This window comes from Micromonospora sp. C31 (genome assembly GCF_018070575.1).
GTDB lineage: Bacteria > Actinomycetota > Actinomycetes > Mycobacteriales > Micromonosporaceae > Micromonospora.
In genome coordinates this window covers 163,515-186,309 of the sequence record NZ_JAGPXN010000014.1, presented here as the reverse complement: position 1 = coordinate 186,309, position 22,795 = coordinate 163,515, and the positions used below count along the sequence as shown (strand labels likewise).

The window sequence follows — 22,795 nt, the reverse complement described above, 5'->3', positions numbered from 1 at the left end:
GCCCTCGGGAGGTGTGATGGAGACTGCGGACTCGCGAAACTCCGTCCCGCCTGGCCGGGCACGCCCGTTCTTCGCCTTCGTCTGGTCGGTGGTCGTGCTGGCCGCCGTGCTCTGCGTACGCCCGCTGCTCGACCTGCCGGCCGAGCTGCCCCGGCTGCCGGTGGCGTTCTGGGTGATGGCGGCCCTGGCCGTGGGCTGCGACGCGCGCCCCTTCGTCCCGCCCGGGCGCCGGCAGACCTCCGCGGTCTTCCCGTCCACCTGCTTCACCTTCGCCATCCTGCTCGGCTGGGGGTTCGGCCCGGCGCTCCTGGTGCAGGCGGTGGCCGTCGTCGTCTCCGGCTGGCGGATGGGGCACGCCCCCTGGCGGACGGCGTTCAACGCCGCCCAGTACGCGGCAGCGCTGGGCGCCGCGTACGCGGTCACCGCGCTGGGGCCCGGGAGCATCTTCGACGGCGGCCGGCTGAACGGGACGGACGTGCTGGCGGTGGGCGGGGCCACGGTGGCCTGGTTCGCCGTCAACTACGCGCTGGTCAGCGCGGCCGTCCGGTTGCGTTTCGGCGACCGCTGGTGGCCCGGCCTGCGGCAGGGGCTGGGCTTCGAGCTGCTCTCCACGGGCTCGTTGCTGCTGCTCGCCCCGGTGCTGGTCGCGGCGGCGCGGGCCAGCGCCGCGCTCATCCCGCTGGTGCTGGTGCCGCTGTTCGCCGTCTACCGGATGGCCCGGCTCAGCGTCGAGCAGCAGCAGCTCGCCTCCCTGGACCCGCTCACCGGCCTGCCCAACCGCAAGGCGCTGCTGGCCGAGGTCGGCGAGCAGGTGCACGTGCACGCCGAACGCGCGGCCCGGGGCGAGCCCGGCGCCCGGCTGGCGCTGCTCCTGATCGACCTCGACCGGTTCAAGAACGTCAACGACGCGCTCGGGCACGCCGTGGGGGACCGGCTGCTGGTCGAGGTGAGCGCCCGGCTGACCGGGGTGGTCGGCGACGGCATGGTCGCCCGGCTGGGCGGGGACGAGTTCGCCATCGTGACGACCGGCCTGACCGACGTCGACGAGGCCCGTGAACTCGCCGGCCGGGTGGTCCGGGCGCTGGCCGAACCGGTGTCGCTGGACGGCCTGCCGCTCGACGTGGGCGGCTCGATCGGCATCGCGATCTTCCCCGAGCACGGCGAGGACTTCGCGACCCTGATGCGCCACGCCGACGTGGCCATGTACGACGCCAAGCACCGCAACGACACCGTGGCGGTCTACGCGGCCGAGTCCGACCACAACTCCGCCGAGCGGCTCGGCCTGCTGGCGGACCTGCGCCGGGTGCTGGAGGCGGGCCGTCGGGCGACCGCCCCGCCCGCCGGGGAGGTCGCGGCCGGTCTGCCGGGGGTCGGTCTGTCCGGGGTCGGCGTGGACGGTGCGACGGGCGACGGGGCGGTGACCGTTCCGGCGGGGCCGACGCCGGGTGGCCGCCTGCCGGGTGACGGGCGGGCCGGCGCCGCACGGGGCGGCGACGGGGCCGAACTCCCGGCCGACGTCGCGGACCTCGCCCCCGCAGCCGGCCGCTGGCGGTTGCGCCGCCGCCGGCAACGACCCGGTCCGCCGCCCACCGACGAGCTGATCAACCGGATCGTCACGGCCGCCGACCCGATCCGCCGCCGGGCGGAGACCGGCCCCGACCGGGGCGACGGTCCCGGCCGCCGCAACGGCGCCGGGCGCCCCGGCGGGCAGGGCGCCGCGGTCGTACGCCGGCAGGGCCCGATCGTGGACGACGGCCTCGGCGATCCCGGCGGCGGCCGCGCCCCGACGGGCCGGCAGGGTCCCCGACACGACGCGGCCGGCCGGCGGGAACCCGACACCGCCGCTGCCGTCGACGCGGGCGAGATCACCATGTACTACCAGCCGCAGGTCGCCATCGCGACCGGCGAGGTGGTCGGCGTGGAGGCGCTGCTGCGCTGGCGGCATCCCCGCCGGGGAATGGTGGACCCGGAGGAACTGATCCGGGTCGCCGAGCAGAGCGCGGTGATGCGGCTGCTGACCCGCCGGGTGGTGGACGACGTGGTGGAACAGCTCGCCAGGTGGTCGGCGGCCGGGATGAACCTGCCGGCGGCGCTCAACGTCAGCGTGCGGGACCTGCACACCGGCGAGATCGCCGACCAGATCGCCGACCGGCTCGCCCGCTGCGGGGTGCCGCCGCAACGGCTGCAACTGGAGATCACCGAGGGCGCCCTGATGGCCGACCCGCGTCGCGTGCTGGCCACCATCACCCGGCTGCACCGGATCGGCGTGGGCATCGCCCTGGACGACTTCGGCACCGGCTACTCCTCTCTCCAGCACCTGCGGCGGCTACCGCTGTCCGAGGTGAAGGTGGACCGCTCCTTCGTGCTGGGGATGGCGGAGGACGCCGACGACGCGGCGATCGTCAGGTCGACCATCGAGCTGGCGAAGGCGCTGGGGCTGCGGGTGGTCGCCGAGGGCGTGGAGGACGAGCGCACCTGGCGCATGCTGCACGCGGCGGGCTGCGACGCGGCGCAGGGCTGGTTCTACGCCCGGCCGATGCCGGCCGAGGAACTGGTCGGCTGGCTGGCCCGCTACCGGCCGGTCCGCCCGACGCCCAGCCCCGACGCGGAGATCCCTCGCCGGCACGCCCGCTGAGCCCTCCGCCCGGCACGCCCGCTGAGCCGCCCGCCCGGCTTGCCCGGGACGGTGCCCGCCCGGCCTGCCCGGGACGGCGGCGGCGCGGACGCGTCGGGGGACGACGCCCCCGCCCGCCGCGCCGGAGGGGGAGTCGGGGACACGCCGCCGGGGCGGAACAATAGACTCGCTCCGGTCACCGCGCGTCACGCACCTCGGCCGCGCGGCCGACACCCGGTCAGACCCGCAGCACCGTCACGAAGGGGGCACCGATGGCCGCCATCTCCCGCGAGGAGGTCGCGCACCTGGCGCGACTGTCGCGGCTCGCCGTAACGGAGGAGGAACTGGACACCTTCGCCGGCCAGCTCGACGTGATCCTCCAGGCGGTCGCGCAGGTCGGCGAGGTCGCCGCGGCGGACATCCCGCCGACGTCGCACTCGGTGCCGCTGACCAACGTCCTGCGCGAGGACGTCGTGGTGCCCGGGCTTACCCCGCAGGAGGCGCTGTCGGGCGCGCCCGACGCCGAGGAGCAGCGGTTCCGCGTACCGCGGATCCTGGACGAGGATGTGGCGTCATGACCCAGACCGACCTGACCAGACTGACCGCGACGCAGATCGCGGGGCTCGTGGCCTCCGGTGCGGCCTCCGCCGTCGAGGTCACCCGGGCGCACCTGGACCGGATCGCCGCCGTCGACGACCGGGTGAACGCGTTCCTGCACGTCGACACCGAGGGCGCGCTCGCCGCCGCCGCCGCCGTCGACGCCCGCCGCGCCGCCGGCGAGGAGTTGGGCCCGCTGGCCGGCGTGCCGGTCGCCGTGAAGGACGTGCTGACCACCAAGGGCGTGCCGACCACCGTCGGGTCGAGGATCCTCGAGGGCTGGCGTCCGCCGTACGACTCGACGATCGTGCAGCGGCTGCGCGCCGCCGGCACGGTGATGCTCGGCAAGACCAACATGGACGAGTTCGCCATGGGCTCCTCCACGGAGTACTCGGCGTACGGGCCGACGCACAACCCGTGGGACCTCAGCCGCATCCCGGGCGGCTCGGGCGGCGGCAGCTCCGCGGCGCTGGCCGCGTACGAGGCGCCGCTGGCGATCGGCTCCGACACCGGCGGGTCGATCCGCCAGCCCGGCGCGGTCACCGGCACCGTCGGCGCGAAGCCCACCTACGGCGGCACCTCCCGCTACGGCCTGGTGGCGTTCTCGTCCTCCCTGGACACCCCCGGCCCCTGCGCCCGTAACGTGCTGGACGCGGCACTGCTGCACGAGGTGATCGGCGGGCACGACCCACGCGACTCCACCTCGATCCCGCAGCCCGTGCCGGACGTGGTGGCCGCCGCCAGGCTCGGCGCGACCGGCGACCTGACCGGCGTGAAGCTCGGCATCGTCACGGAGTTCGTCGGCGAGGGCGCCGAGCCGGGCGTGATGGCGGCGTTCCGCGAGTCGGTCGACGCGCTGGCCAAGCTGGGCGCCGAGATCGTCGAGGTGTCCTGCCCCCACTTCCGGTACGCGCTGCCGGCGTACTACCTGATCGCCCCCAGCGAGGCATCCTCCAACCTGGCCCGGTTCGACGGCGTCCGGTTCGGCCTGCGGGTCGGCGACGACGGCAACCGGTCGCTGGAGGAGGTCATGTCGCTGACCCGGGAGGCCGGCTTCGGCCCCGAGGTCAAGCGCCGGATCATGATCGGCACGTACGCGCTCTCGTCGGGCTACTACGACGCCTACTACGGGCAGGCGCAGAAGGTCCGGACGCTGATCACCCGGGACTTCACCGCCGCGTTCGAGCGGGTCGACGCGCTGATCTCGCCGACCACCCCGTTCGTGGCGTTCCCGATCGGCGCGCGTACCGCCGACCCGTACCAGATGTACCTGGCCGACCTGTTCACCATCCCGACGAACCTGTACGGCGGGCCGGGCATCTCGGTGCCGTGCGGGCTCTCCGACGGGCTGCCGGTCGGCTTCCAGATCATGGCCCCGACGATGGCCGACGACCGGATGTACCGGGTCGCCGCCGCGCTGGAGAGCGTCGTCGGCACGTTCACCCCACCGGCACTGTGAGGCAGGAGCTCAGATGACGACGACACTGCCCGCGTACGACGAGGTCGTCGCGCGCTACGAACCGGTGATCGGCCTGGAGACCCACGTCGAGCTGGGCACGAACACCAAGATGTTCTGCGGCTGCCCGACGGACTTCGGCGGCGAGCCGAACACCCGGGTCTGCCCGGTCTGCCTGGGCCTGCCCGGCTCGCTGCCGGTCGCCAACAAGGCCGCCATCGAGGCGACGATCCGGATCGGCCTGGCGCTCAACTGCTCGATCGCCGAGTGGTGCCGGTTCGCGCGGAAGAACTACTTCTACCCGGACATGCCGAAGGACTTCCAGATCAGCCAGTACGACGAGCCGCTGTGCTTCGAGGGCTACCTGGACGTCGAGGTCGATGGCGAGCTGGTGCGGATCGGCATCGAGCGGGTGCACCTGGAGGAGGACACCGGCAAGACGCTGCACGTCGGCGGCGCCACCGGGCGCATCCACGGCGCCACCGAGTCGCTGGTCGACTACAACCGGGCCGGCATCCCGCTGGTGGAGATCGTCACCAAGCCGGTCCCCGGCACCGGCGCGCTGGCCCCCGAGGTGGCCCGCGCGTACGTCACCGAGCTGCGCGACGTGATCCGTTCGCTGGGCGTCTCCGACGTACGGATGGAGGAGGGCTCGCTGCGCTGCGACGTGAACACCTCCCTCAACCTGCCGGGTGCCCAGTGGGGCACCCGGACGGAGACCAAGAACGTCAACTCGCTGCGTTCGGTCGAGCGGGCGGTCCGGTCGGAGATCATCCGGCAGGCGTCCGTACTCGACGCGGGCGGCCGGATCACCCAGGAGACCCGGCACTTCCACGAGGACACCGGTGACACCACGCCGGGCCGGTCCAAGGAGACCGCGACCGACTACCGGTACTTCCCGGAGCCCGACCTGGTGCCGCTGGCGCCGGACACCGCCTGGGTCGCCGAGCTCAAGGCCGCCCTGCCCGAGCTGCCCCGGCTGCACCGGCGCCGGCTGCAGGAGCAGTGGGGCCTGTCCGACGCGGACATGCAGTCGGTGCTCAACGCCGGCGCGGTCGAGCTGATCGAGCAGACCGTGGCCGCCGGCGCCTCCCCGGCCGCCGCCCGCAAGTGGTGGCTGGGCGAACTGTCCCGGCGGGCCAACGAGACCGGCGTGGAGCTGGCCGACATCGGGGCCACCCCGGCGCAGGTCGCCGAGCTCCAGGGCCTGGTCGACGCCGGCAAGCTCAACGACAAGCTGGCCCGCGCCGTCCTGGAGGGCGTCGTGACCGGCGAGGGATCGCCGACGCAGATCATGACCGACCGGGGCCTGGAGGTCGTCTCCGACACGGGTGCGCTCACCGCCGCCGTCGACGAGGCGATCGCCGCCAACCCCGACATCGCCGACAAGATCCGCAGCGGCAAGGTCGCCGCGGCCGGTGCCCTGGTCGGGGCGGTCATGAAGACCACCCGTGGCCAGGCCGACGCCAAGACGGTCCGTGAGCTGATCCTGGAGCGCCTCGGCGCCTGACGTGTAAGGAAGGGCCCCTTCCTAACGTTTCCTGTATAGGAAGGGGCCCTTCCTTACACCCGAGCCGCCGCGTGCGCCCGTCGCACGCGGCGGCTGCGCACCCGCCCGGTGCACCCCTCGCGCCCCGCCCGCCCCCGACCGGCCGTCAACGGTGACGTGCCGGACCCCTGGAGTCGACCGTGAACCGTACCGACCTCGACGTCCTCGAAGAGATCCAGCAGCGGGTGCTCTGGCTCGCGACCCGGATCGTGGACGCGGCCAACCACGACCGGGACACCGGCGACGGGGTGAAGGTGGGCGGGCACCAGGCGTCCAGCGCCTCACTGGTCACCGCCATGACGGCACTGTGGTTCGCGCACCTGGACGCCGAGGACCGGGTGGCGGTCAAGCCGCACGCCTCGCCGGTCTTCCACGCCATCCAGTACCTGCTGGGCAACCTCGACCGCTCCTACCTGACGAAGCTGCGCGCCCGGGGCGGGCTCCAGTCGTACCCGTCGCGGACGAAGGACCCCGACGAGGTCGACTTCTCCACCGGCTCCGTCGGGCTCGGCGCGGCGGCGCCGCTGTTCGCGGCGGCGACCCGCCGCTACGTCGACGCGCATTTCGGCGCCCGCCCGCACTCCCGGTTCGTCGCGCTGATCGGCGACGCCGAGCTGGACGAGGGGAACATCTGGGAGGCCGTGGCCGACCCGGCCACCACCGGGCTGGGCAACGTGACCTGGCTGGTCGACTTCAACCGGCAGTCGCTGGACCGGGTGGTGCCCGGGGTGCGGATCAACCAGTGGCGGGGCCAGTTCGAGGCCGCCGGGTGGCACGTGGTCGAGGTCAAGTACGGCCGCCGACTCGCCGACGCGTACGCCCGGCCGGGTGGCGAGGCGCTGCGCGACTGGATCGACGCGATGCCCAACGAGCAGTACCAGTCGTTGTTCGGGCTCACCGGCGCGGCGCTGCGTAGGCAGTTCCTCGACGGCGCGCCCGACGGGATCGGGGCGTTGATCGCCGACGTCGGCGACGACGAGTTGGGGCCGCTCGTGACCGACCTGGGCGGGCACGACATGGCGGCGATGCTCGACGCGTACGCCCAGTGCGACGCGGTCACCGACCGGCCCAGCGTCATCTTCGCGTACACGGTGAAGGGGTGGGGGCTGCCGATCGCCGGCAATCCGCGCAACCACTCGGCGCTGCTCAGCACGGAGCAGGTCGACGCGTTGCGCACCGCGCTGGGGCTGACGCGCGAGACCGAGTGGGACCGGCTGGACCCTGCGTCGCCGGCCGGCATCCGGGCCAACGAGCGTCGGGAGGCGCTGTCCCGCGCGCCCCGCGAGCGGGCGCTGGGCGTCACGGTCCCCGACACGACGCGGGTACGCGCGAACAAGCCGATCTCGACGCAGGAGGTCTTCGGGCGGGTGCTGGTCGAGCTGGCCCGCAACCCGGAGGTGGGCCGCTACCTGGTGACCACCGCGCCGGACGTGGCGACCTCCACCAACCTGGCCGGGTTCATCAACAAGACCGGCGTCTTCGCCCCGACGGAGCAGCGCTCCTGGACCGAGGACCGGATGCTGCGCTGGACGGAGAGCCCCGCCGGGCAGCACATCGAGCTGGGCATTTCGGAGATGAACCTGTTCCTGCTGCTGGGGCAGCTCGGCCTGTCGTGGGACCTGTCGGCGCAGCCGCTGCTGCCGGTCGGCACGGTCTACGACCCGTTCGTGCTGCGCGGCCTGGACGCGTTCCTCTACGGCACGTACTCCGGCTCCCGGTTCGTGGTCGCCGGCACCCCGTCGGGCATCACGCTCGCCCCGGAGGGCGGCGCCCACCAGTCGACCATCACCGCCTCGGTGGGTCTGGAACTGCCCGGGGTGACGTTCCTCGAACCCGCGTATGCGGCCACCCTGGACTGGCTGCTCTGCGACGCGCTGGGTCAGATCGCCGGTGGGTCGGCCCCGTCGGCGACGGCTGCTCCCGCCGAGGACGGGGCGTACTACTTCCGGCTCAGCACCCGCCCGATCGACCAGGCACCCTTCGAGGCGGCGCGGGCCCGGCTCGGCGACGCGGTGCTGCGCCGGCAGGCGGTCGCCGGGGCGTACCGCCTGGTCGACGCCCACGAGGCGTACCCGCACCTGGCCGACGCCCCGGTGGTGCAGATCGCGGCCTCCGGCGCGGTGCTGCCCGAGGTGCTCGCGGCGGCGGCGGAACTCGCGGAGGAGGGCATCGCGGCGCACGTCGTCGACGTCACCTCGCTGGACCGGCTCTACCGGGCCTGGCAGCGCACCCTGCGCCAGGGCGTACGCACGGCCACCGTGCCGAGTGTGCCGGGCGCGCTGCGTTCGGCGTTCGCCGACCGGGTGCCCGTGGTGACGGTGCACGACGCCGCCTCGCACGCGATGGCGTGGCTCGGCTCGGCGCTCGCCGCCCCGGCGGTGCCGCTGGGCGTGGACGAGTTCGGCCAGTCCGGCAGCGTCCACGACCTGTACGACCTGCACGACCTGCTCCCGGGCAGCATCGTCAACGCCGCCCTGGCGGCCCTGTCCCTGCGCTGACCCGCAGGACCTCCAGTCGAGGAACTTCCGGGGCTTCTGCGGCGCAAAGCCAGCCGCCGATCCATGCCTTGATAACTGAGGGTAGCGACTGCGTCCTGTGACGGAGCGTGGCGGTCGGTGCGGAGTGCGCCGGTACCCGCTCGCGCCCTTTGCTCTGCATCCATGGACGCACCAGGCCTCTGAACAGGCGCTATGCGAATTCCGTCCATCGGCGACTGACCGCAGATCACTACCTGGCGTTACTGGTGCCTGGGTGGCTGCAGAGCAAAGCGTCTGAGAGGAGGGGATGGTCATGGGCGTGGCTGCCTACTCAACGTAATGACTGTGAGTGGAGGTGCGGCGCGGCAGTCGGTCAGGACAACCGCTCGGTGGTCGGCGAGAGCGGCGAGGCCCAGAGCAGCACAGCCAGAGCAGAGCGGCCTAGAACAGCACTGCCAGAGCAGCACGGCCTGGGGCGGCATGGACCGGGCAGCGCGGCCGGGGGCGGCATGGACAGAGCGGCAGGGCCTGGGCGGGTAGGGAAGGAGCCGTCAAGAACCAGGTGGCCAGGGGCCGAGCGATCATGAACAGGGCGGCCAGGCAGGGCGGCCAGGGGCAGGGCGGCCGGGCAGGGCGGCCAGGGGCAGGGCGGTGGGTCAGCGGGTCGGGGTGGGGGTGACCGGGGCGGGCACGCCGGCCTGCGGGTCCTCCACGACGTGCCGCTCCAGGTTCACCTGCGCCTGCCCCGTGCCGCCGACGGTGATGTCGTCGTACGCCTGGAGCAGCTTGTCCTTGTCGAAGTAGAGCACCGTCATCGACAGCGGAGTGGGCTTCTCGCCCTCCAGACCGCGCAGGCCGGCGCCGCCCGTGGACCCCTGCACCATCAGCTGGGTGGGCCCCTTCCCGCCGGGCACCTCGGGCAGCTTCGAGACCTGCCGGTCGTGGGTGTGCCCGGCGAGCACCAGCGGGCACGTGCCCGACAGCGGGCCGGCGGAGGCCGGGTCGTGCACCAGCGCGATGTCGACCGGGCGCGGCGAGCTGCGTACCGTGGCCGCCAACTGGTCGCCGACGCCGATGAGCTGGTCCGCGGTCTGCCGGGTGAGCCCGCTGCCCGCCGGGGAGGTGTTCTTGTCGGGGGTGAAGCGCGGGTCACCGATGCCGGCGATGGTCAGCCCCGCCACCGTGGTGGTCGTGTTGCTCAGCACGATCGCGTTCGGCTGGCGGGCCACGGCCGCCGCGGTCCGCCCCGAGTCGTGGTTGCCCCGGATGTAGACGTACGGCTTCTTCAGCAGGCCGATCGAGCCGACGTAGGAGGCCTCCGGCTCCGAGCCCCAGTCGGTGATGTCCCCGGTGTCGATCACCACGTCGATGCCGAACTGCTCGACGACGGTGCGGATGAGCTGCCAACCGGTCGGGTTGAGGTGCATGTCCGAGACGTGCAGTACGCGCGTCGTGCCCGGAGCGGGCTCGTAGACCGGCAGCGACGACACCGTGGTGTAGAGCTGGCTGACGTTGCCGACGATGCGCCGGAGCTGCTCGGCGTAGCGGCTGTAGTCGTTGGCGATCCGGCGGGCGTCACCGACGATCGCGGGGGCGTTGACCAGCAGCCCCTCGTAACGCGGCTCCTCGATGGCCTCCGGCCGGATGGTGGCCACGGCGGTGCCCAGGCTGCCGGCGGTGACCACCAGCGCCAGCCCGCCCGCCCAGGCCGCCCGGCGGGTGTCGCGGAAGACCAGCAGGGCCAGCAGCAGGGTGACCAGCACCGCCGAGGCGAGCGTCCGCAGGCCGAGCCGCAGTACGCCGTCGCGGACGTCCTCGACGGCCGACTGGCTCGCCCGGTTGATGCTCGCCGGATCGTCGAGGAGTGCCTCGGTGCGGCTCTGGTCCAGCGCGCCCAGCTCCACGGTCAGGTGGGTCGGCCCGTCGTGGCTGTCGAGCAGCAGCGCGCCCAGCGGCGGGATGTCGACGGTGGTGCCGCCGCCCACCGCCGGCGCGACCGAGAGGTCGGCCTGGAACGGGCCGATGTCGGTGCTCACCCGGCCGCCGGCGAGCACGCCGATCACCACGCCGGCCAGGGCGACGACGAGGACCGCCAGGGTCACCCCCGTCGCGCGGAGGGCTCGTCGGCCGGTCCGGTCGGCGCCGTCGCGCCGGGGTCCCGGGCGCGGGGCGCCACCGGTCGCCGGGGCGTCCCCGTCCCGGTCCGCGTGCTCTTCGTTCTCCTGGCCGTCCATGGTGAGATTCTGACCTGCCCACTGAAGGATCTTGGGAAACCCGGACGAGTCGGTGCGTCAGCTCCGCCCGGCCCCGCCGCCCGCGAAGACCAGCCGCAGCAGCCGGTCGTCCTCGGGTGCGGGCTGGCCCCGCCCGTCGTGGTTGGAGGTGCTCACCCAGATCGAGCCGTCGGGCGCGGCGGCCACGGCCCGCAGCCGCCCGAACCGGTCGGTCAGCAGCTCGCGCGGCTGACCGAGCACGGTGCCGGTGTCGGTCAGCTCGACCAGCCAGAGGCGCTTGCCGCGCAGGCACGCGGTGACGAGCAGCCGGTCCGTGGCGGTCAGGCCGGAGCAGGACGCGTCCGACGTCGGCCACTGGGCGATCGGGTTGACGAACCGCTTGTCGTCGTCGCGTCCCTCGACCGTCGGCCACCCGTAGTTGCGCCCCTTGGTGATCTGGTTGATCTCGTCCCAGGTGTTCTGGCCGAACTCCACGGCGTACATCCGCTTGCCGGCGTCCCAGGCGATGCCCTGGACGTTGCGGTGGCCCAGGGACCACACGGGGGAGTTCGGGAACGGATTGCCGGGCGCCGGCTTGCCGTCCCTGGTGATCCGCAGGATCTTGCCGCCGAGGCGCTTGACGTCCTGTGCCTGCGGCCGGTCGCCGGCGTCGCCGGTGCTCGCGTAGAGCAGGCCGTCCGGGCCGAAGGCCAGACCGCCGCCGTTGTGGATGCCGGCCTTGGGGATGCCGGTGAGGATCGGGGTGGGCGTGCCGCCCAGCTCCAGGCGGACGATCCGGTTGTCCCGTTCCGTCGTGTAGTAGACGAAGACCGTCTTGTCCCGCCGGTAGTCGGGCGAGACGGCGATGCCCAGCAGCCCGCCCTCGCCGGAGGCCGCCACGTCTCCGATGGTCTGCACCGGGGTGACCTTCAGCCCGTCGGGCCCCGACTCGGGGCCGACCCGCAGGATCCGCCCGCTGTCCCGCTCGGTGACCAGCGCCGCCCCGTCGGGCAGGAACGCGATCGCCCACGGCACCCGCAGACCCTTGGCCAGCACGGTGGTGACGACCTCCTGGCCGGCGCCGCCGGGACTCGCCGTCGCCGACGGCGTCGGGAAGGTGGGTGGCTCCCCGGCCGGGTCGGGCTCCGGCTCGCCGAAGCTGCAACCGGCGGTCGCCAGCAGCAGCGCCGCGCACGAGGCCGCCAGGGCCGTCCGGAGACGGCGGGTGCGGGAGTACGGAGGACGGGCGCTCACCCGGCCCAGGGTAGCCCGCCGTGGCACCGGACCGGCATGGACGGACCGGACCGACCCCGTGGCGCGGTCAGATCGCCCGTACGGCGAGCAGCGCGACGTCGTCCTCCCGGCGGGGGGCGGTGGTCAGCAGCAGGTCGCAGAGCTCACCCAGCGGCAGCCGGTCCGTGCCGCCCAGCCGGGCGATCAGCTCCGTCATCCCCTCGTCGATGGACCGGTCCCGCCGTTCGACGAGGCCGTCGGTGTAGAGCAGCAGGGTGTCGCCGGTGGCCAGGTGGGCGTGCCGGCTGGTCCGCCGCACCGGCCGGTTGAGCCCGAGCAGCGGCTCCGGCGCTCCGGCGAGCACCTCCACCGCGCCCCCGGCCCGGACGACGAGCGGCGCGGGATGGCCCGCGTTGCACCAGGTGACCCGCTGACCGCCGGCGTCGTCGGCGTGCAGCCGTACCAGGGTCGCGGTGGCCGCGGCCCGGATGTGCAGCCCGCGGATGGTCTCGTCGAGGCGGCTCATCAGCTCGCCGACCGCGTCCGGCCGGCCGTACGCGTTGCCCCGGACGAGGTTGCGCAGCTGCCCCATGGTCGCGGCGGCCTCGATGTCGTGCCCGGCCACGTCGCCGATCGCCGCGATCAGCTCCCCGCCGGGCTGGCGGAAGGCGTCGTACCAGTCGCCGCCGACCTCGACCCGGTCCGCCGCCGGCTGGTAGCGGGCGGCCAACTCGAGGTCCCGGGTGACCGGCAGCTCCGGCAGCATGCTGTGTTGCAGCACGTGCGCGACGTGCCGCTGTTCGCCGTACATCCGGCTGTTGCCGATCGCCTGCCCGGCCCGGCGACCGATGTCCTCGGCGATGAGCAGGTCGCTGTCGTCGAAGTTGCCGCGCTGCGGGCCGTTGATCAGGGTGATGCAGCCGAGCACCCGCCCGGCGTCGATGATCGGCACGCTGAGGTGCGAGGAGAAGCCGAGGCGGGCCGCGATCTCCGGCATCTCCGGCCCGATCGTGCCCCGCCGCACGTCGGCGAGGGTGCCGGCGCCGCCCAGCACGGGCCGCCCGGTGCGCAGGACCGCCCGGGTGATCGAGTCGGGGCTCAGCCCCGTACGCATCAGTTCGGCGAAACGGGCGACGTCCGGGGCCCGGGCCGGGTCGCGATGTGCGGCGGTCACGTCGCGCGGCGTCCCGTCGGGCCCGACCAGGGTCACCAGGGACCAGTCGGCCAGCAGCGGCACCATCGTGTCGCGCAGGTGGCGCAGTGCGGTGGCCACGTCGAGCGTCCCGGCCAGGGTCCCGGCCAGCCCGGCCAGCAGCTCCAGCCGGCCGTTGGCCTCCTCGGCGCGTCGCCGCGCCTGCTCGGCGCCCTCCAGGGCGATCCGCAGCCGCAGCTCCGAGGAGCAGGCGGCGGCCAGGTCGGCGAGCGTCCGCAACTGCTCGGCGGTCCAGTCGCGCGGCTTGTCGTCGATCGCGCAGAGCGACCCGAGGACGCGGCCCTCCAGGTCCGTCAGGGGCATCCCGGCGTACGCGACCACGCCCAGCTCGGGCACGGCGAGGTTGTCCCGCAGGGCGGCGTGCAGCCGGGCGTCGGGCAGCACCATCGGGGTGCCGAGGTCGACGACGTGCTGGCAGAACGAGTGGCTCAGCGGGGTCTGCCGCCGGGCGGCCCACGGCCGGGCCAGGCCCACCTCGCCGGGGAAGAACTGGCGCTCGGCGTCGACCAGGGAGACCAGGGCGACCGGTACGTCGAGCAGGTCCCCGACCAGCCGGGCGAACCGGTCGAAGGCCTCGTCGGGGGCGGCCGTCAGCCGGGTCTCGGCGAGGGACCGCAGGCGACCGGGGTCGCGGAGCGCCGAGATCGAACCGGCCCGCTCGGGGGCGTCGTCGCGGGAGCCGTCGGTCATTGACCACCTGTCCGTGCCGGATGGAGGCCGACCGGCACTCCGGTCCTCCCTTATACCTCCTCCGGACCCGAATCGCCTCGGTCGCCGGGGCGTCACCCTGATCACCTCGTCGGCGTCGGTGGCGTCCCCGTCCGGGTGCCGGCGCCACCCCTGCCCGGCGGGCAGGCCCGTCGGGGGCCTATCGTCGGCGGGCGTGAAGGTATGGATCCCGCACCAGGACGGTCCGGCGCTCCTCGGCGAGCTGCCGCCGGAGGTCACGGTCGAGGTGGTCGAGGACGTCTCCCGGCTCCCCTCGGCGGTGGCCGGTGTCCGGTTCTGGGTGCCGCCCTTCCTGGCGGCCGGGGACACCACCGCGCTGGCCCGCGAGCTGCCCGACCTGGCGGTGGTGCAGCTCCTCTCCGCCGGGGCGGACGCGTGGGCCGGCCGGGTCCCGCCCGGAGTGACGCTCTGCGACGCCAGGGGGGTGCACGACCCGTCCACCGCCGAGTGGGTGGTCGCGGCGATCCTGTCCCAGCTGCGCGCCTTCCCCGCCCTGGCCCGCGCGCAGGCCCGGCGCGACTGGGCGTACGACGAGGTGGCCCCCACCGACGAGCTGGCCGGCAAGCGGGTGCTGATCGTCGGGGCCGGCTCCATCGGCACGGCGGTACGCGACCGGCTCGCGCCGTTCGAGGTGAGCTTCACGCTGGTGGCCCGGACCGCCCGCCCGGAGCAGGGCGTGCACGGCGTGCGGGAGCTGCCGGGGCTGCTTCCCGAGGCCGACGTGGTGGTGTTGTTGGTGCCGCTGACCGAGCAGACCCGGGGGCTGGTCGACGGGAGGTTCCTCGCCGCGATGCGCGACGGCGCGTTGCTGGTCAACGCCGCCCGTGGGCCGGTGGCCCGGACCGAGGCGCTGACCGCCGAGCTGCGTACCGGCCGGATCTCGGCGGCGCTGGACGTCACCGATCCGGAGCCGTTGCCCGCCGACCACGAGCTGTGGACGCTGCCGAACGTGCTGCTCACCCCGCATGTCGCCGGCTCGGTACGCGGCCTGCTGCCGCGCGCGTACCGGCTGGTCGCCGGGCAGGTCCGCCGGTTCGCGGCCGGCGAGCCGCTGATCAACACGGTGGTGGACGGCTACTGAGCCGTCGACGCGGTGCTCAGCCGGCCGCGTCGGGCAGGGGCTGACCGGTGGCGGAGACGAGCCGGGGCAGGTCGGTGCCGCGTACCGCCGGCAGCGTGACCTGCCGACCGTCGTCGAGCCGGGCGACCGCCCGCCCGCGCGGGTCGGCCGCCAGCTCGACGACCCGCTCCCAGCTGATCCGGCGCTGCCCGACCAGCGCCCGCAGGCGCAGCTCGTGGGCGTCCGCGTCGGTGCCGGCCCGCCACGCCCAGAGTGCGACGGCGAGCGGGACGAGCAGCACCGGCAGCAGGTACCACCGGGCGCCGGCCACCGGCAGGGCACCGAAGAAGGCGATGATCGCGGCGGCCAGGATCGCCTGGTTGTGCCGGAAGTGGACGGTGTTCGGGCTGGTCACCATCCGATGATCCCACTTCCGCCGGCCCCGGTACCCGGCGGGCCGAGCCGCGTGCGCCCGCGGAATCGGTGACGGAGATCACTGCCGGTTGGGCGTCACCGCCTCCGCGGCCGGTCGTTGCCGACTGATGAGCGGCGGACTCACCTCGGGTCCGGCGCCCTGCACCGTCGCACCGCCCGTGCCCCCTCACGAAGGCGACCGCCGTGCCCCTCGCGTACCCGCAACACGCGTCCATCCCTCGCACCGCCGTGCCGGACGTCCTCGTCCTCGCCGCCGTCAGCCTGCTCCTGCTCGCCGGCGCGGCCGGTCGGGTGCCCGCCCTCGCCGTGGTGGCGCTGTCCGCCGCCGCCAGCTGTGCGCTGGCGGGCACCCGGCTCTCCCGCCTCGCCGCCCCGCCGTCGACGCCCGCCCCCGCGCAGGTCCCGACCCGGTCCCGCGCCGCCCGCCGGCGCGCGGCCCCGCCCCGTCGCGTCGCCGTGCTGCTCGACGCCGCGGTGGTGACGGCGGGGCTCACCGCCGCCGTGCTTCCGCTCGCCGATCCGGGCCACCGGTCCGCCGTCGCCGTGTCGGGGCTGGCCACCGCCGCGGCGCTGTTCGTCGCGGGTCTGCCTCCGCCGCCGCGGGAGGTCCGCCCGTCCGCCCGGGCCCGCCTGCGCGGGGCTGTCGATGCGACCGCCGCCGCCCTGGGGCTGGTCCTCGCCGGCTGGCTGCTGCTGCCCCGCGACCGCCTCGACCCGCCGGTCCGGCTCGCCGTGGCCATGGCCCTGGGCGGGCTCGCGCTCGCCGTGCTCGTCGTGCTGACCGGGCCGCACCGGCACACCGGCGCGGCCCGCTGCCGGGCCGGGGCGGCGCTCACCCTGTCCGGGCTGGTGCTGCTGGCCGCGCTTCCGACGGGCGCGGCACCGCAACGGGCGGCGCTGCTGTCCGTACCCCCGCTGGTCGGCGGGGTGCTGCTGACGGCGGCGGGGGCGCGGCGGGCGACCCGCCCGGAGCTGGACCCACCCGCGTTGCCGACCAGGGTGTGGCCCCGGGCGGTGCTGCCGGCCGTCGCGGCCGTGGCGGCCACCGGCTGGCAGTTGCGCGACGGCGGGCCGCCGGACCTCACCGCGATTCTGCTCGTCCTCGCGCTCGCCCCGCCGTTGGTGCTGCGGGACCTGCTGCGGGCGGACGAGCCGGCGCGACCGGCCCGCGCCGACGGCCACCCGGACCGGTCCGGGGCGGCCGGCCGGAGCCGGTCCGGCGTGCCCCTGGACCGCCCGGCGCTGCTGCGGGCCCTCGCCACGCTCCGGGACGCGCCGGCCCCCGCCGGCGCGCTGCTCGTCGTCGACCTGCACGGCCCCGGACCCGCCTCCGACGGGTGCCAGGTCCGCGAGGACGTGCTGGCCGAGGCGGTCCGCCGGGCCAGAGCCGTGGTCGGCCCCCGGGACCTGCTCGCGGACGTCACCGCCACCGGCTTCACCGTGGTCACCGAGGCCGGCCCGGTGCTGGCGTACGCGCTGGGCACCCGGCTGCTCGGCGCGCTCACCCGGCCTTACGACGTGGCCGGTGCGGCGTTGCGGCTGCGGGCCGGTGTCGGGCTGGCCGAGATCGGCAACGGCAGTCCGGAGGACGTGCTGCGCCAGGCGGACCTGGCCCGGCGCCGGGCCGTGCAGCTCGGCCGGGACCGGGTCGAGTGGTACGACGCCTACCTGGAGGAGCAGCTCGTCCGCCGGCTCGACCTGGAGCGGGAGCTGCCCGGGGCGGTGGCCCGGGGCGAGCTGGACCTCGTCTACCAGCCGGTGCTCGACCTGGCCGACGGGCAGCCGGTCGGCGCGGAGGCGCTGCTGCGCTGGCGCAGCCCGGTCCTCGGTACGGTGCTGCCCGCCGAGTTGCTACCCGTGGCCGAGGACCTCGACATCGTGGGCGAGCTGGGCTGCTGGGTGCTGGACCGAGCCTGCCGGCAGCTCGCCGCCTGGTCGGCGGGCAGCCGGCAGCTCTGGATGGCGGTCAACGTGACGGTCCGGGAGCTGGCGGTCCCCGACTTCGTGCCGCGGACCGCGGCCGTGCTGGACGCGTACGGCATCGCGCCGGAGCGGCTGGTGGTGGAGGTGGCGGAGCCCCGGGTGGGCGCCGAGCTGCCGACGGTGGTGGCCCGGCTGGCCGGGCTGCGTTCGCTGGGCGTGCGTACCGCGCTGGACGACTTCCGGGCCGAGCACGCCTCGCTGGCGCAGCTCCGCCGGTTGCCGATCGACCTGCTCAAGGTCGGCCCGCAGCTGGTGGACCCGGCGGACCCGCAGCGCCCGCTGATGGACGTGGTGGTGAGCGTGGGCGACCGGCTGGGGCTGGACATCGTGGCCGAGGAGTTGGAGTCGGCCAGCCTGGTCGACGGCGCGCGGCGGGCCGGCTGCCGGTACGGGCAGGGCTTCGCGTTGGCCCGCCCGGCGACCGCCGAGCGGGTCGAGGCGTACTTCGAGGAGTTCCCCACGGCCTCGCGCTGACGGTGGGCCCCCGTTCGGGCCCGCCCGCCTGGTCGACTCTGACACGGGTCAGGGCCGAACGGGTGAGGGGCCACGTTCTCCATCGGAGACTTCGCCAGGCTGGGCCGGGCGTCGGTCCGGATGCTGGCCTCACCACGACGGCGTCGGGCTGCTCCGCCCGGTTCAGCCGACGCGCGGCGGGGCCGTGCTGCCCCGGGGGGTCAGGTGGGCCGTCTCGTCCTGGACCCGACCGGCCGGTGAGCCGCCGATCACCGCGAGCAGCTGCCGGGCGGCGTGCGCGCCGTATGCCGGGATGTCCCGGCCGAGCGCGGTCAGCGGCGGGTGCACCAGCTGGCAGAGCGGCGAATCGTCCCAGGCGACGATGGACAGGTCGCCCGGCACGGCGAGGCCCATCTCCTGGGCTACCGACAGCCCCGCTATCGCCATCACGTCGTTGTCGTAGAGCACGGCGGTGGGGCGGCCGGCCGAGCTGAGCAGCCGGCGGGTCGCCCGCGCCCCCTCCTCGCCCGTGTAGTCGCAGGGCACGGTGACCGCGTCGGCCAGGCCGAGCCGCCGGCACACCCGGGTGAACGCCTCGGTGCGGATCTCGGTGTGCAGCAGGGCGGGGAGGCCGCCGACGCGGGCGATCCGGCGATGCCCGAGGGCGGCCAGGTACTCCACGGTCTCGACCAGCGCCGCCGCGTCGTCGGACCAGACGCTGGCCAGCCCGCCGGTGCCGCCCGGGCCGCCGATCACCACCGCGGGCAGGCCCAGCTCCGCCAGGACCGGCACCCGGCGGTCGTCGGTGCGCAGGTCGCAGACGAGGACGCCGTCGACCCGGCGTTCGCCCCACCACCGGCGGTAGACCGCGACCTCCGCCTCCTGGTCGGCCACCACCTGGAGGGTGAGCGCGTACGACCGGGCGGAGAGTTCGGCCTCGACGCCGCTGATCAGCTCCATGAAGAACGGCTCGATGCCGAGCGTGCGGGCCGGGCGGCAGAGGGCGAGGCCGACCGCGTCGGCGGTGGCGCCGGAGAGGGACCGGGCGGCGCGGTTGGGGTTGAAGCCGATCTCGGTGGCGATGGCGAGGATCCGTTCCCGGGTGGCCTGCGAGACCCCGGGCTGGCCGTTCAGCGCGTAGGACACCGCTCCCTTGGACACCCCGGCGCGTCGGGCGACGTCGGCGATCGTGGGCCGCTTCACCGGCGTGCTCCTCCGCTCTCCCGCCCGGGCGGGTCTCACCACGAGGCCGGGGGTGACCGGCGATCCACGCTACTGCACCGGCCGTCGGTGGGCCGGTGCGACCGGCTGACGGCACCGGTCGAGTCAGCTACTTTCCCGGTTAAGTGCGCGCGTGGCGACGTGTCGTCGCCTCGCGCCGCAGCTCGTCTACACTGCCGGAACCGGCCCGTGCCGTGGCGTCACTTATCCGGTTAAGTCCATGACTTCCGATGTCGACAGCGTTCCATCCGGCCCGGAGGGATGACCGAATCATGGAAGGTGCGGTGAGGTCGTGACCTGGCAAGCGTTGCACGAGGGTTGGATCCTGCGGGCCGTACCGGGGCCGCAGGTGCCGGCCGCGATCGCCGGGCGCGCGGTGCCGGCCACCGTGCCCGGCTGCGTGCACACCGACCTGCTCGCCGCCGGCCTGATTCCCGACCCGTACCTGGACGACAACGAGAAGGGGCTGGCCTGGATCGGCCGGACCGACTGGGTCTACGAGACCACCTTCACCCTCGAGCCCGGGGAGGACGAGCGGGTCGACCTGGTGTGCGCCGGCCTCGACACCGTCGCCACCCTCACCCTGAACGGCGCCGAGGTCGGCCGCGCCGAGAACATGCACCGCGGTCACCGCTTCGACGTCCGGTCGCTGCTGGTCGCCGGGTCCAACACCCTGGCCGTACGCCTCGACTCCGCCTACCGCTACGCCGAGGCGCACCGGGACCGGCTCGGGGACCGGCCGAACGCCTACCCGGAGCCGTTCCCGTACATCCGCAAGATGGCCTGCAACTTCGGCTGGGACTGGGGCCCGACGCTGGTCACCGCCGGCATCTGGCAGGAGATCGGGCTGCACGCCTGGTCGACGGCGCGGCTGGCCGTCGTGCGCCCCCTGGTGACCGTCGAGGCCGGCGACGGCCGGGTGGAGCTGCACGTCGAGGTCGAGCGGGCCGGGGACGTGCCGCTCACCGTACGGGCCACCGTCGCCGGCGCGACGGCCGCCGCGACCGTACCGGCCGGGGAGCGTACGGCCGTGCTGGCCCTCACCGTCCGCGACCCGGCGCTGTGGTGGCCCCGGGGGTACGGTGAGCAGCCCCTGCATCCGCTGGCGGTGACGCTGCACGACGCCGACGCCCGCCCGCTCGACACGTGGTCGCGGCGGATCGGGTTCCGCTCCGTACGTCTCGACACCACTCCCGACGCGCACGGCACCCCGTTCGCCCTGCACGTCAACGACACCCCGGTCTTCGTCCGGGGGGTCAACTGGATCCCCGACGACGTGTTCCCCACCCGGATCACCCGGCACCGGCTGGCGCACCGGTTCCGGCAGGCCACCGGGGCGAACGTCAACCTGCTGCGCGTCTGGGGCGGCGGCCGGTACGAGTCGGACGACTTCTACGATCTCGCCGACGAGCTGGGCCTGCTGGTGCAGCAGGACTTCCTCTTCGCCTGCGCCGCCTACCCGGAGGAGGAGCCGTTCGGCGCCGAGGTGGCCGCCGAGGCCGCCGAGCAGGTGGTCCGGCTGGCGCCGCACCCGTCGCTGGTGCTGTGGACCGGCAACAACGAGAACATCTGGGGCTGGCACGACTGGGACTGGCAGGGACCCCTCGCGGGGCGCACCTGGGGGCGCGGCTACTACCTGGAGCTGCTGCCCCGGATCGTGGCCGAGCTGGATCCGACGCGGCCGTACTGGCCGGGCAGCCCGTGGTCGGGCAGCGAGGGGATCCACCCCAACGACCCGGCGCACGGCACCACGCACATCTGGGACGTGTGGAACACCGACGACTACCCGAAGTACCGCGCGTACGTGCCGCGCTTCGTCGCCGAGTTCGGCTGGCAGGCGCCCCCGGCGTACGCGACGCTGCGCCGGGCACTGTCCGACGAGCCGCTCGCGCCCGACTCGCCCGGCATGGCGCACCACCAGAAGGCCGCCGACGGCGACCTGAAGCTCCAGCGGGGCATCGACGCGCACCTGCCCCCGCCGGCCGACTTCGACGACTGGCACTACCTCACCCAACTCACCCAGGCACGGGCGATGCAGGTCGGCATCGAGCACTTCCGGTCCCACCGTGACACCTGCGCGGGCACCATCTTCTGGCAACTCAACGACTGCTGGCCGGTGACCTCCTGGTCGGCCGTGGACGGCGACGGCCGCCGCAAGCCACTGTGGTACGCGGTGCGTCGTGCCTACGCCGACCGGCTGCTCACCCTCCAACCGCGCCCCGACGGGCTGGCCGTGGTCGCGGTCAACGAGAGCGGGGCGTCATGGCGGGCCCCGGTGACGGTCACCCGGTCCACGCTGGACGGGGAATGCCGGGTGCAGAGCACGCTGGAGATCGACGTGCCCGCGTACGCGTCGGTCACGCTGGCGCTGCCCGCGGACCTGGCGGAGCCGGGCGAGGCCCGGCATGAGCTGCTGGTCGCCGAGGCGGGCGACGACGCCGGACGGGCGCTGTGGTTCTTCGCGGAGGACCGGGACGTGCGATGGCCGGCGGCGGCGTTCGACGCGACGGTCGAATCGTTCGACGGCGGCCGGCGGGTCCGCGTGACCGCCGCGACCGTGCTGCGCGACCTGACGCTGTTCCCGGACCGCCTCGATCCCGCCGCAGAGGTCGACGAGGCCCTGGTGACGCTGCTCCCGGGGGAGTCGGTCACGTTCACCGTGCGGTCCGCGGCGCCGCTCGACCCGGCCGCGCTGGCCAGCCGCCCGGTGCTGCGCTGCGTGAACGACATCGAGGCGGCGGGGGCGGCCTGACGACGCGCGCGGTGCCGGGCCCTGCCGACCTGGGCGTCCGGCCGGTCGTCGGCCGCGATCATCGATGATATGGGCATCGATACCGGTTGGTATTACCCAGGGTGGGGCTGCCGCTGATCAAATGTCCTCCATGGAGCTGTCCTTTCGGAGGGTTGACGTAGGCCGCGTCGGCCGGTCGCCCCGCGGGAGAGCCGCCTGTGTTCCGGGTCGTACCCGGGACAGGGCGGCCGTTCGGATCGTCCGCTCTCCGCGTTCGGCATCCATGACCCTCGTCGTCCAGGCCCCGGGGCCTGCCGGCGGGGATCCGATCAACGGTGACATCGCCCGGAATGAAGGAGGACACGTGCAGACCCGACAGCACCCCCGTAGATTTCTGAAAGCCCTGCGCCGAGCCCTGCTGGCACTGGCCACCACCGTCGCCGCCCTCGGCTTCTCCCTCGGGGTCTCCAGTCCCGCACAGGCCGCCAGCTTCAGCATGTGCTCCGCCACCCCGGTCCCGGCCGGCTACGTGGTCACCCAGGCGCGGGTCGACCCGCTGACCTGCGGCCCTCACCTGCACTACTGGATCACCAACGACATGTACGACGGCATGCACATCTGCTCCGCCACGCGAGTGCCCGAAGGCTGGCTGGTGACGCAGGCGCAGGTGAACTCGGGCAACTGCGGCCCGCACATCAGCTACTGGATCAGGAGAATGGTCTGACACCTCGTTCCGAGGACCGGCAGGCGAGGATCCGAATCGGCGTTCCAGCGGCGGATCCTGCCCCGGTAAGGACCAGTTCCCGTCGGACGTGCGGCAAGACCGCTCGG

At 74.4% G+C, this 22,795-nt stretch carries 14 protein-coding genes; 9 read left to right on the top strand and 5 right to left on the bottom strand.

The window, feature by feature from the left end:
• Window positions 1-16: 16 nt before the first annotated feature.
• The 5 genes from KBX06_RS19535 to KBX06_RS19515 all read left to right on the top strand — a co-directional run bounded on the left by KBX06_RS19535 (window position 17) and on the right by KBX06_RS19515 (window position 8,714).
• Window positions 17-2,635, top strand: a complete 2,619-nt coding sequence (locus tag KBX06_RS19535) for a bifunctional diguanylate cyclase/phosphodiesterase (protein ID WP_210837085.1) — start codon at window positions 17-19, stop codon at window positions 2,633-2,635.
• Window positions 2,636-2,886: 251 nt separating this feature from the next.
• Complete coding sequence (gatC, locus tag KBX06_RS19530; protein ID WP_088970168.1) at window positions 2,887-3,192, top strand: Asp-tRNA(Asn)/Glu-tRNA(Gln) amidotransferase subunit GatC; 306 nt, start codon at window positions 2,887-2,889, stop codon at window positions 3,190-3,192.
• Entirely contained in the window at window positions 3,189-4,670 is a 1,482-nt protein-coding gene (gene gatA / locus KBX06_RS19525; protein ID WP_210837083.1) for an Asp-tRNA(Asn)/Glu-tRNA(Gln) amidotransferase subunit GatA, read from the top strand. Before gatC ends, gatA begins: the two co-directional genes overlap by 4 nt.
• 13 nt (window positions 4,671-4,683) lie before the next feature.
• Window positions 4,684-6,177 (top strand): Asp-tRNA(Asn)/Glu-tRNA(Gln) amidotransferase subunit GatB, encoded by a 1,494-nt coding sequence (gene gatB, locus KBX06_RS19520; protein WP_210837075.1) that lies wholly within the window; start codon window positions 4,684-4,686, stop codon window positions 6,175-6,177.
• Between the two features lie 179 nt (window positions 6,178-6,356).
• Window positions 6,357-8,714 carry a transketolase C-terminal domain-containing protein gene (locus KBX06_RS19515; protein ID WP_210837073.1) on the top strand — a complete coding sequence of 786 codons (2,358 nt, stop codon included), beginning with the start codon at window positions 6,357-6,359 and terminating at the stop codon, window positions 8,712-8,714.
• Between the two features lie 635 nt (window positions 8,715-9,349).
• Here KBX06_RS19515 and KBX06_RS19510 read toward each other — a convergent pair.
• The 3 genes from KBX06_RS19510 to KBX06_RS19500 all read right to left on the bottom strand — a co-directional run bounded on the left by KBX06_RS19510 (window position 9,350) and on the right by KBX06_RS19500 (window position 14,042).
• Window positions 9,350-10,927 (bottom strand): metallophosphoesterase, encoded by a 1,578-nt coding sequence (locus tag KBX06_RS19510; RefSeq protein ID WP_210837065.1) that lies wholly within the window; start codon window positions 10,925-10,927, stop codon window positions 9,350-9,352.
• A gap of 57 nt (window positions 10,928-10,984) precedes the next feature.
• Window positions 10,985-12,160 (bottom strand): sorbosone dehydrogenase family protein, encoded by a 1,176-nt coding sequence (locus KBX06_RS19505; RefSeq protein WP_210837063.1) that lies wholly within the window; start codon window positions 12,158-12,160, stop codon window positions 10,985-10,987.
• Between the two features lie 67 nt (window positions 12,161-12,227).
• Complete coding sequence (locus KBX06_RS19500; RefSeq protein ID WP_210837060.1) at window positions 12,228-14,042, bottom strand: SpoIIE family protein phosphatase; 1,815 nt, start codon at window positions 14,040-14,042, stop codon at window positions 12,228-12,230.
• A 193-nt stretch (window positions 14,043-14,235) separates the two neighbouring features.
• On the opposite strand from KBX06_RS19500, the gene KBX06_RS19495 reads away from it, so the two are divergent.
• On the top strand, window positions 14,236-15,162 hold the full coding sequence (locus KBX06_RS19495) for a 2-hydroxyacid dehydrogenase (RefSeq protein WP_210837058.1): 927 nt from the start codon (window positions 14,236-14,238) through the stop codon (window positions 15,160-15,162).
• A 16-nt stretch (window positions 15,163-15,178) separates the two neighbouring features.
• On the opposite strand, the gene KBX06_RS19490 is transcribed toward KBX06_RS19495, so the two are convergent.
• Window positions 15,179-15,559, bottom strand: coding sequence for a PH domain-containing protein (locus KBX06_RS19490; protein WP_247686218.1), 381 nt, complete (start codon window positions 15,557-15,559; stop codon window positions 15,179-15,181).
• 200 nt (window positions 15,560-15,759) lie between these two features.
• Between KBX06_RS19490 and KBX06_RS19485 the strand changes: the two genes are divergently transcribed.
• On the top strand, window positions 15,760-18,033 hold the full coding sequence (locus tag KBX06_RS19485; protein ID WP_210837056.1) for a bifunctional diguanylate cyclase/phosphodiesterase: 2,274 nt from the start codon (window positions 15,760-15,762) through the stop codon (window positions 18,031-18,033).
• Between the two features lie 162 nt (window positions 18,034-18,195).
• On the opposite strand, the gene KBX06_RS19480 is transcribed toward KBX06_RS19485, so the two are convergent.
• Window positions 18,196-19,215: a LacI family DNA-binding transcriptional regulator gene (locus tag KBX06_RS19480; RefSeq protein ID WP_210837054.1), complete on the bottom strand. Its 1,020-nt coding sequence runs from the start codon at window positions 19,213-19,215 to the stop codon at window positions 18,196-18,198.
• 310 nt (window positions 19,216-19,525) lie between these two features.
• On the opposite strand from KBX06_RS19480, the gene KBX06_RS19475 reads away from it, so the two are divergent.
• On the top strand, window positions 19,526-21,985 hold the full coding sequence (locus tag KBX06_RS19475) for a glycoside hydrolase family 2 protein (protein ID WP_210837052.1): 2,460 nt from the start codon (window positions 19,526-19,528) through the stop codon (window positions 21,983-21,985).
• Between the two features lie 343 nt (window positions 21,986-22,328).
• The gene (locus KBX06_RS19470; protein WP_210837050.1) at window positions 22,329-22,688 is read left to right on the top strand and encodes a hypothetical protein; all 360 of its coding nucleotides are present in this window, start codon (window positions 22,329-22,331) and stop codon (window positions 22,686-22,688) included.
• Window positions 22,689-22,795 lie beyond the last annotated feature (107 nt).

Bases quoted from the DNA above. Each gene is read 5' to 3' on its own strand.
- KBX06_RS19510 (WP_210837065.1), bottom strand. From the start codon at position 10,927: ATGGACGGCCAGGAGAACGAAGAGCACGCGGACCGGGACGGGGACGCC.
- KBX06_RS19535 (WP_210837085.1), top strand. From the start codon at position 17: ATGGAGACTGCGGACTCGCGAAACTCCGTCCCGCCTGGCCGGGCACGC.
- KBX06_RS19500 (WP_210837060.1), bottom strand. From the start codon at position 14,042: ATGACCGACGGCTCCCGCGACGACGCCCCCGAGCGGGCCGGTTCGATC.
- gatC (WP_088970168.1), top strand. From the start codon at position 2,887: ATGGCCGCCATCTCCCGCGAGGAGGTCGCGCACCTGGCGCGACTGTCG.
- gatB (WP_210837075.1), top strand. From the start codon at position 4,684: ATGACGACGACACTGCCCGCGTACGACGAGGTCGTCGCGCGCTACGAA.
- gatA (WP_210837083.1), top strand. From the start codon at position 3,189: ATGACCCAGACCGACCTGACCAGACTGACCGCGACGCAGATCGCGGGG.
- KBX06_RS19490 (WP_247686218.1), bottom strand. From the start codon at position 15,559: ATGGTGACCAGCCCGAACACCGTCCACTTCCGGCACAACCAGGCGATC.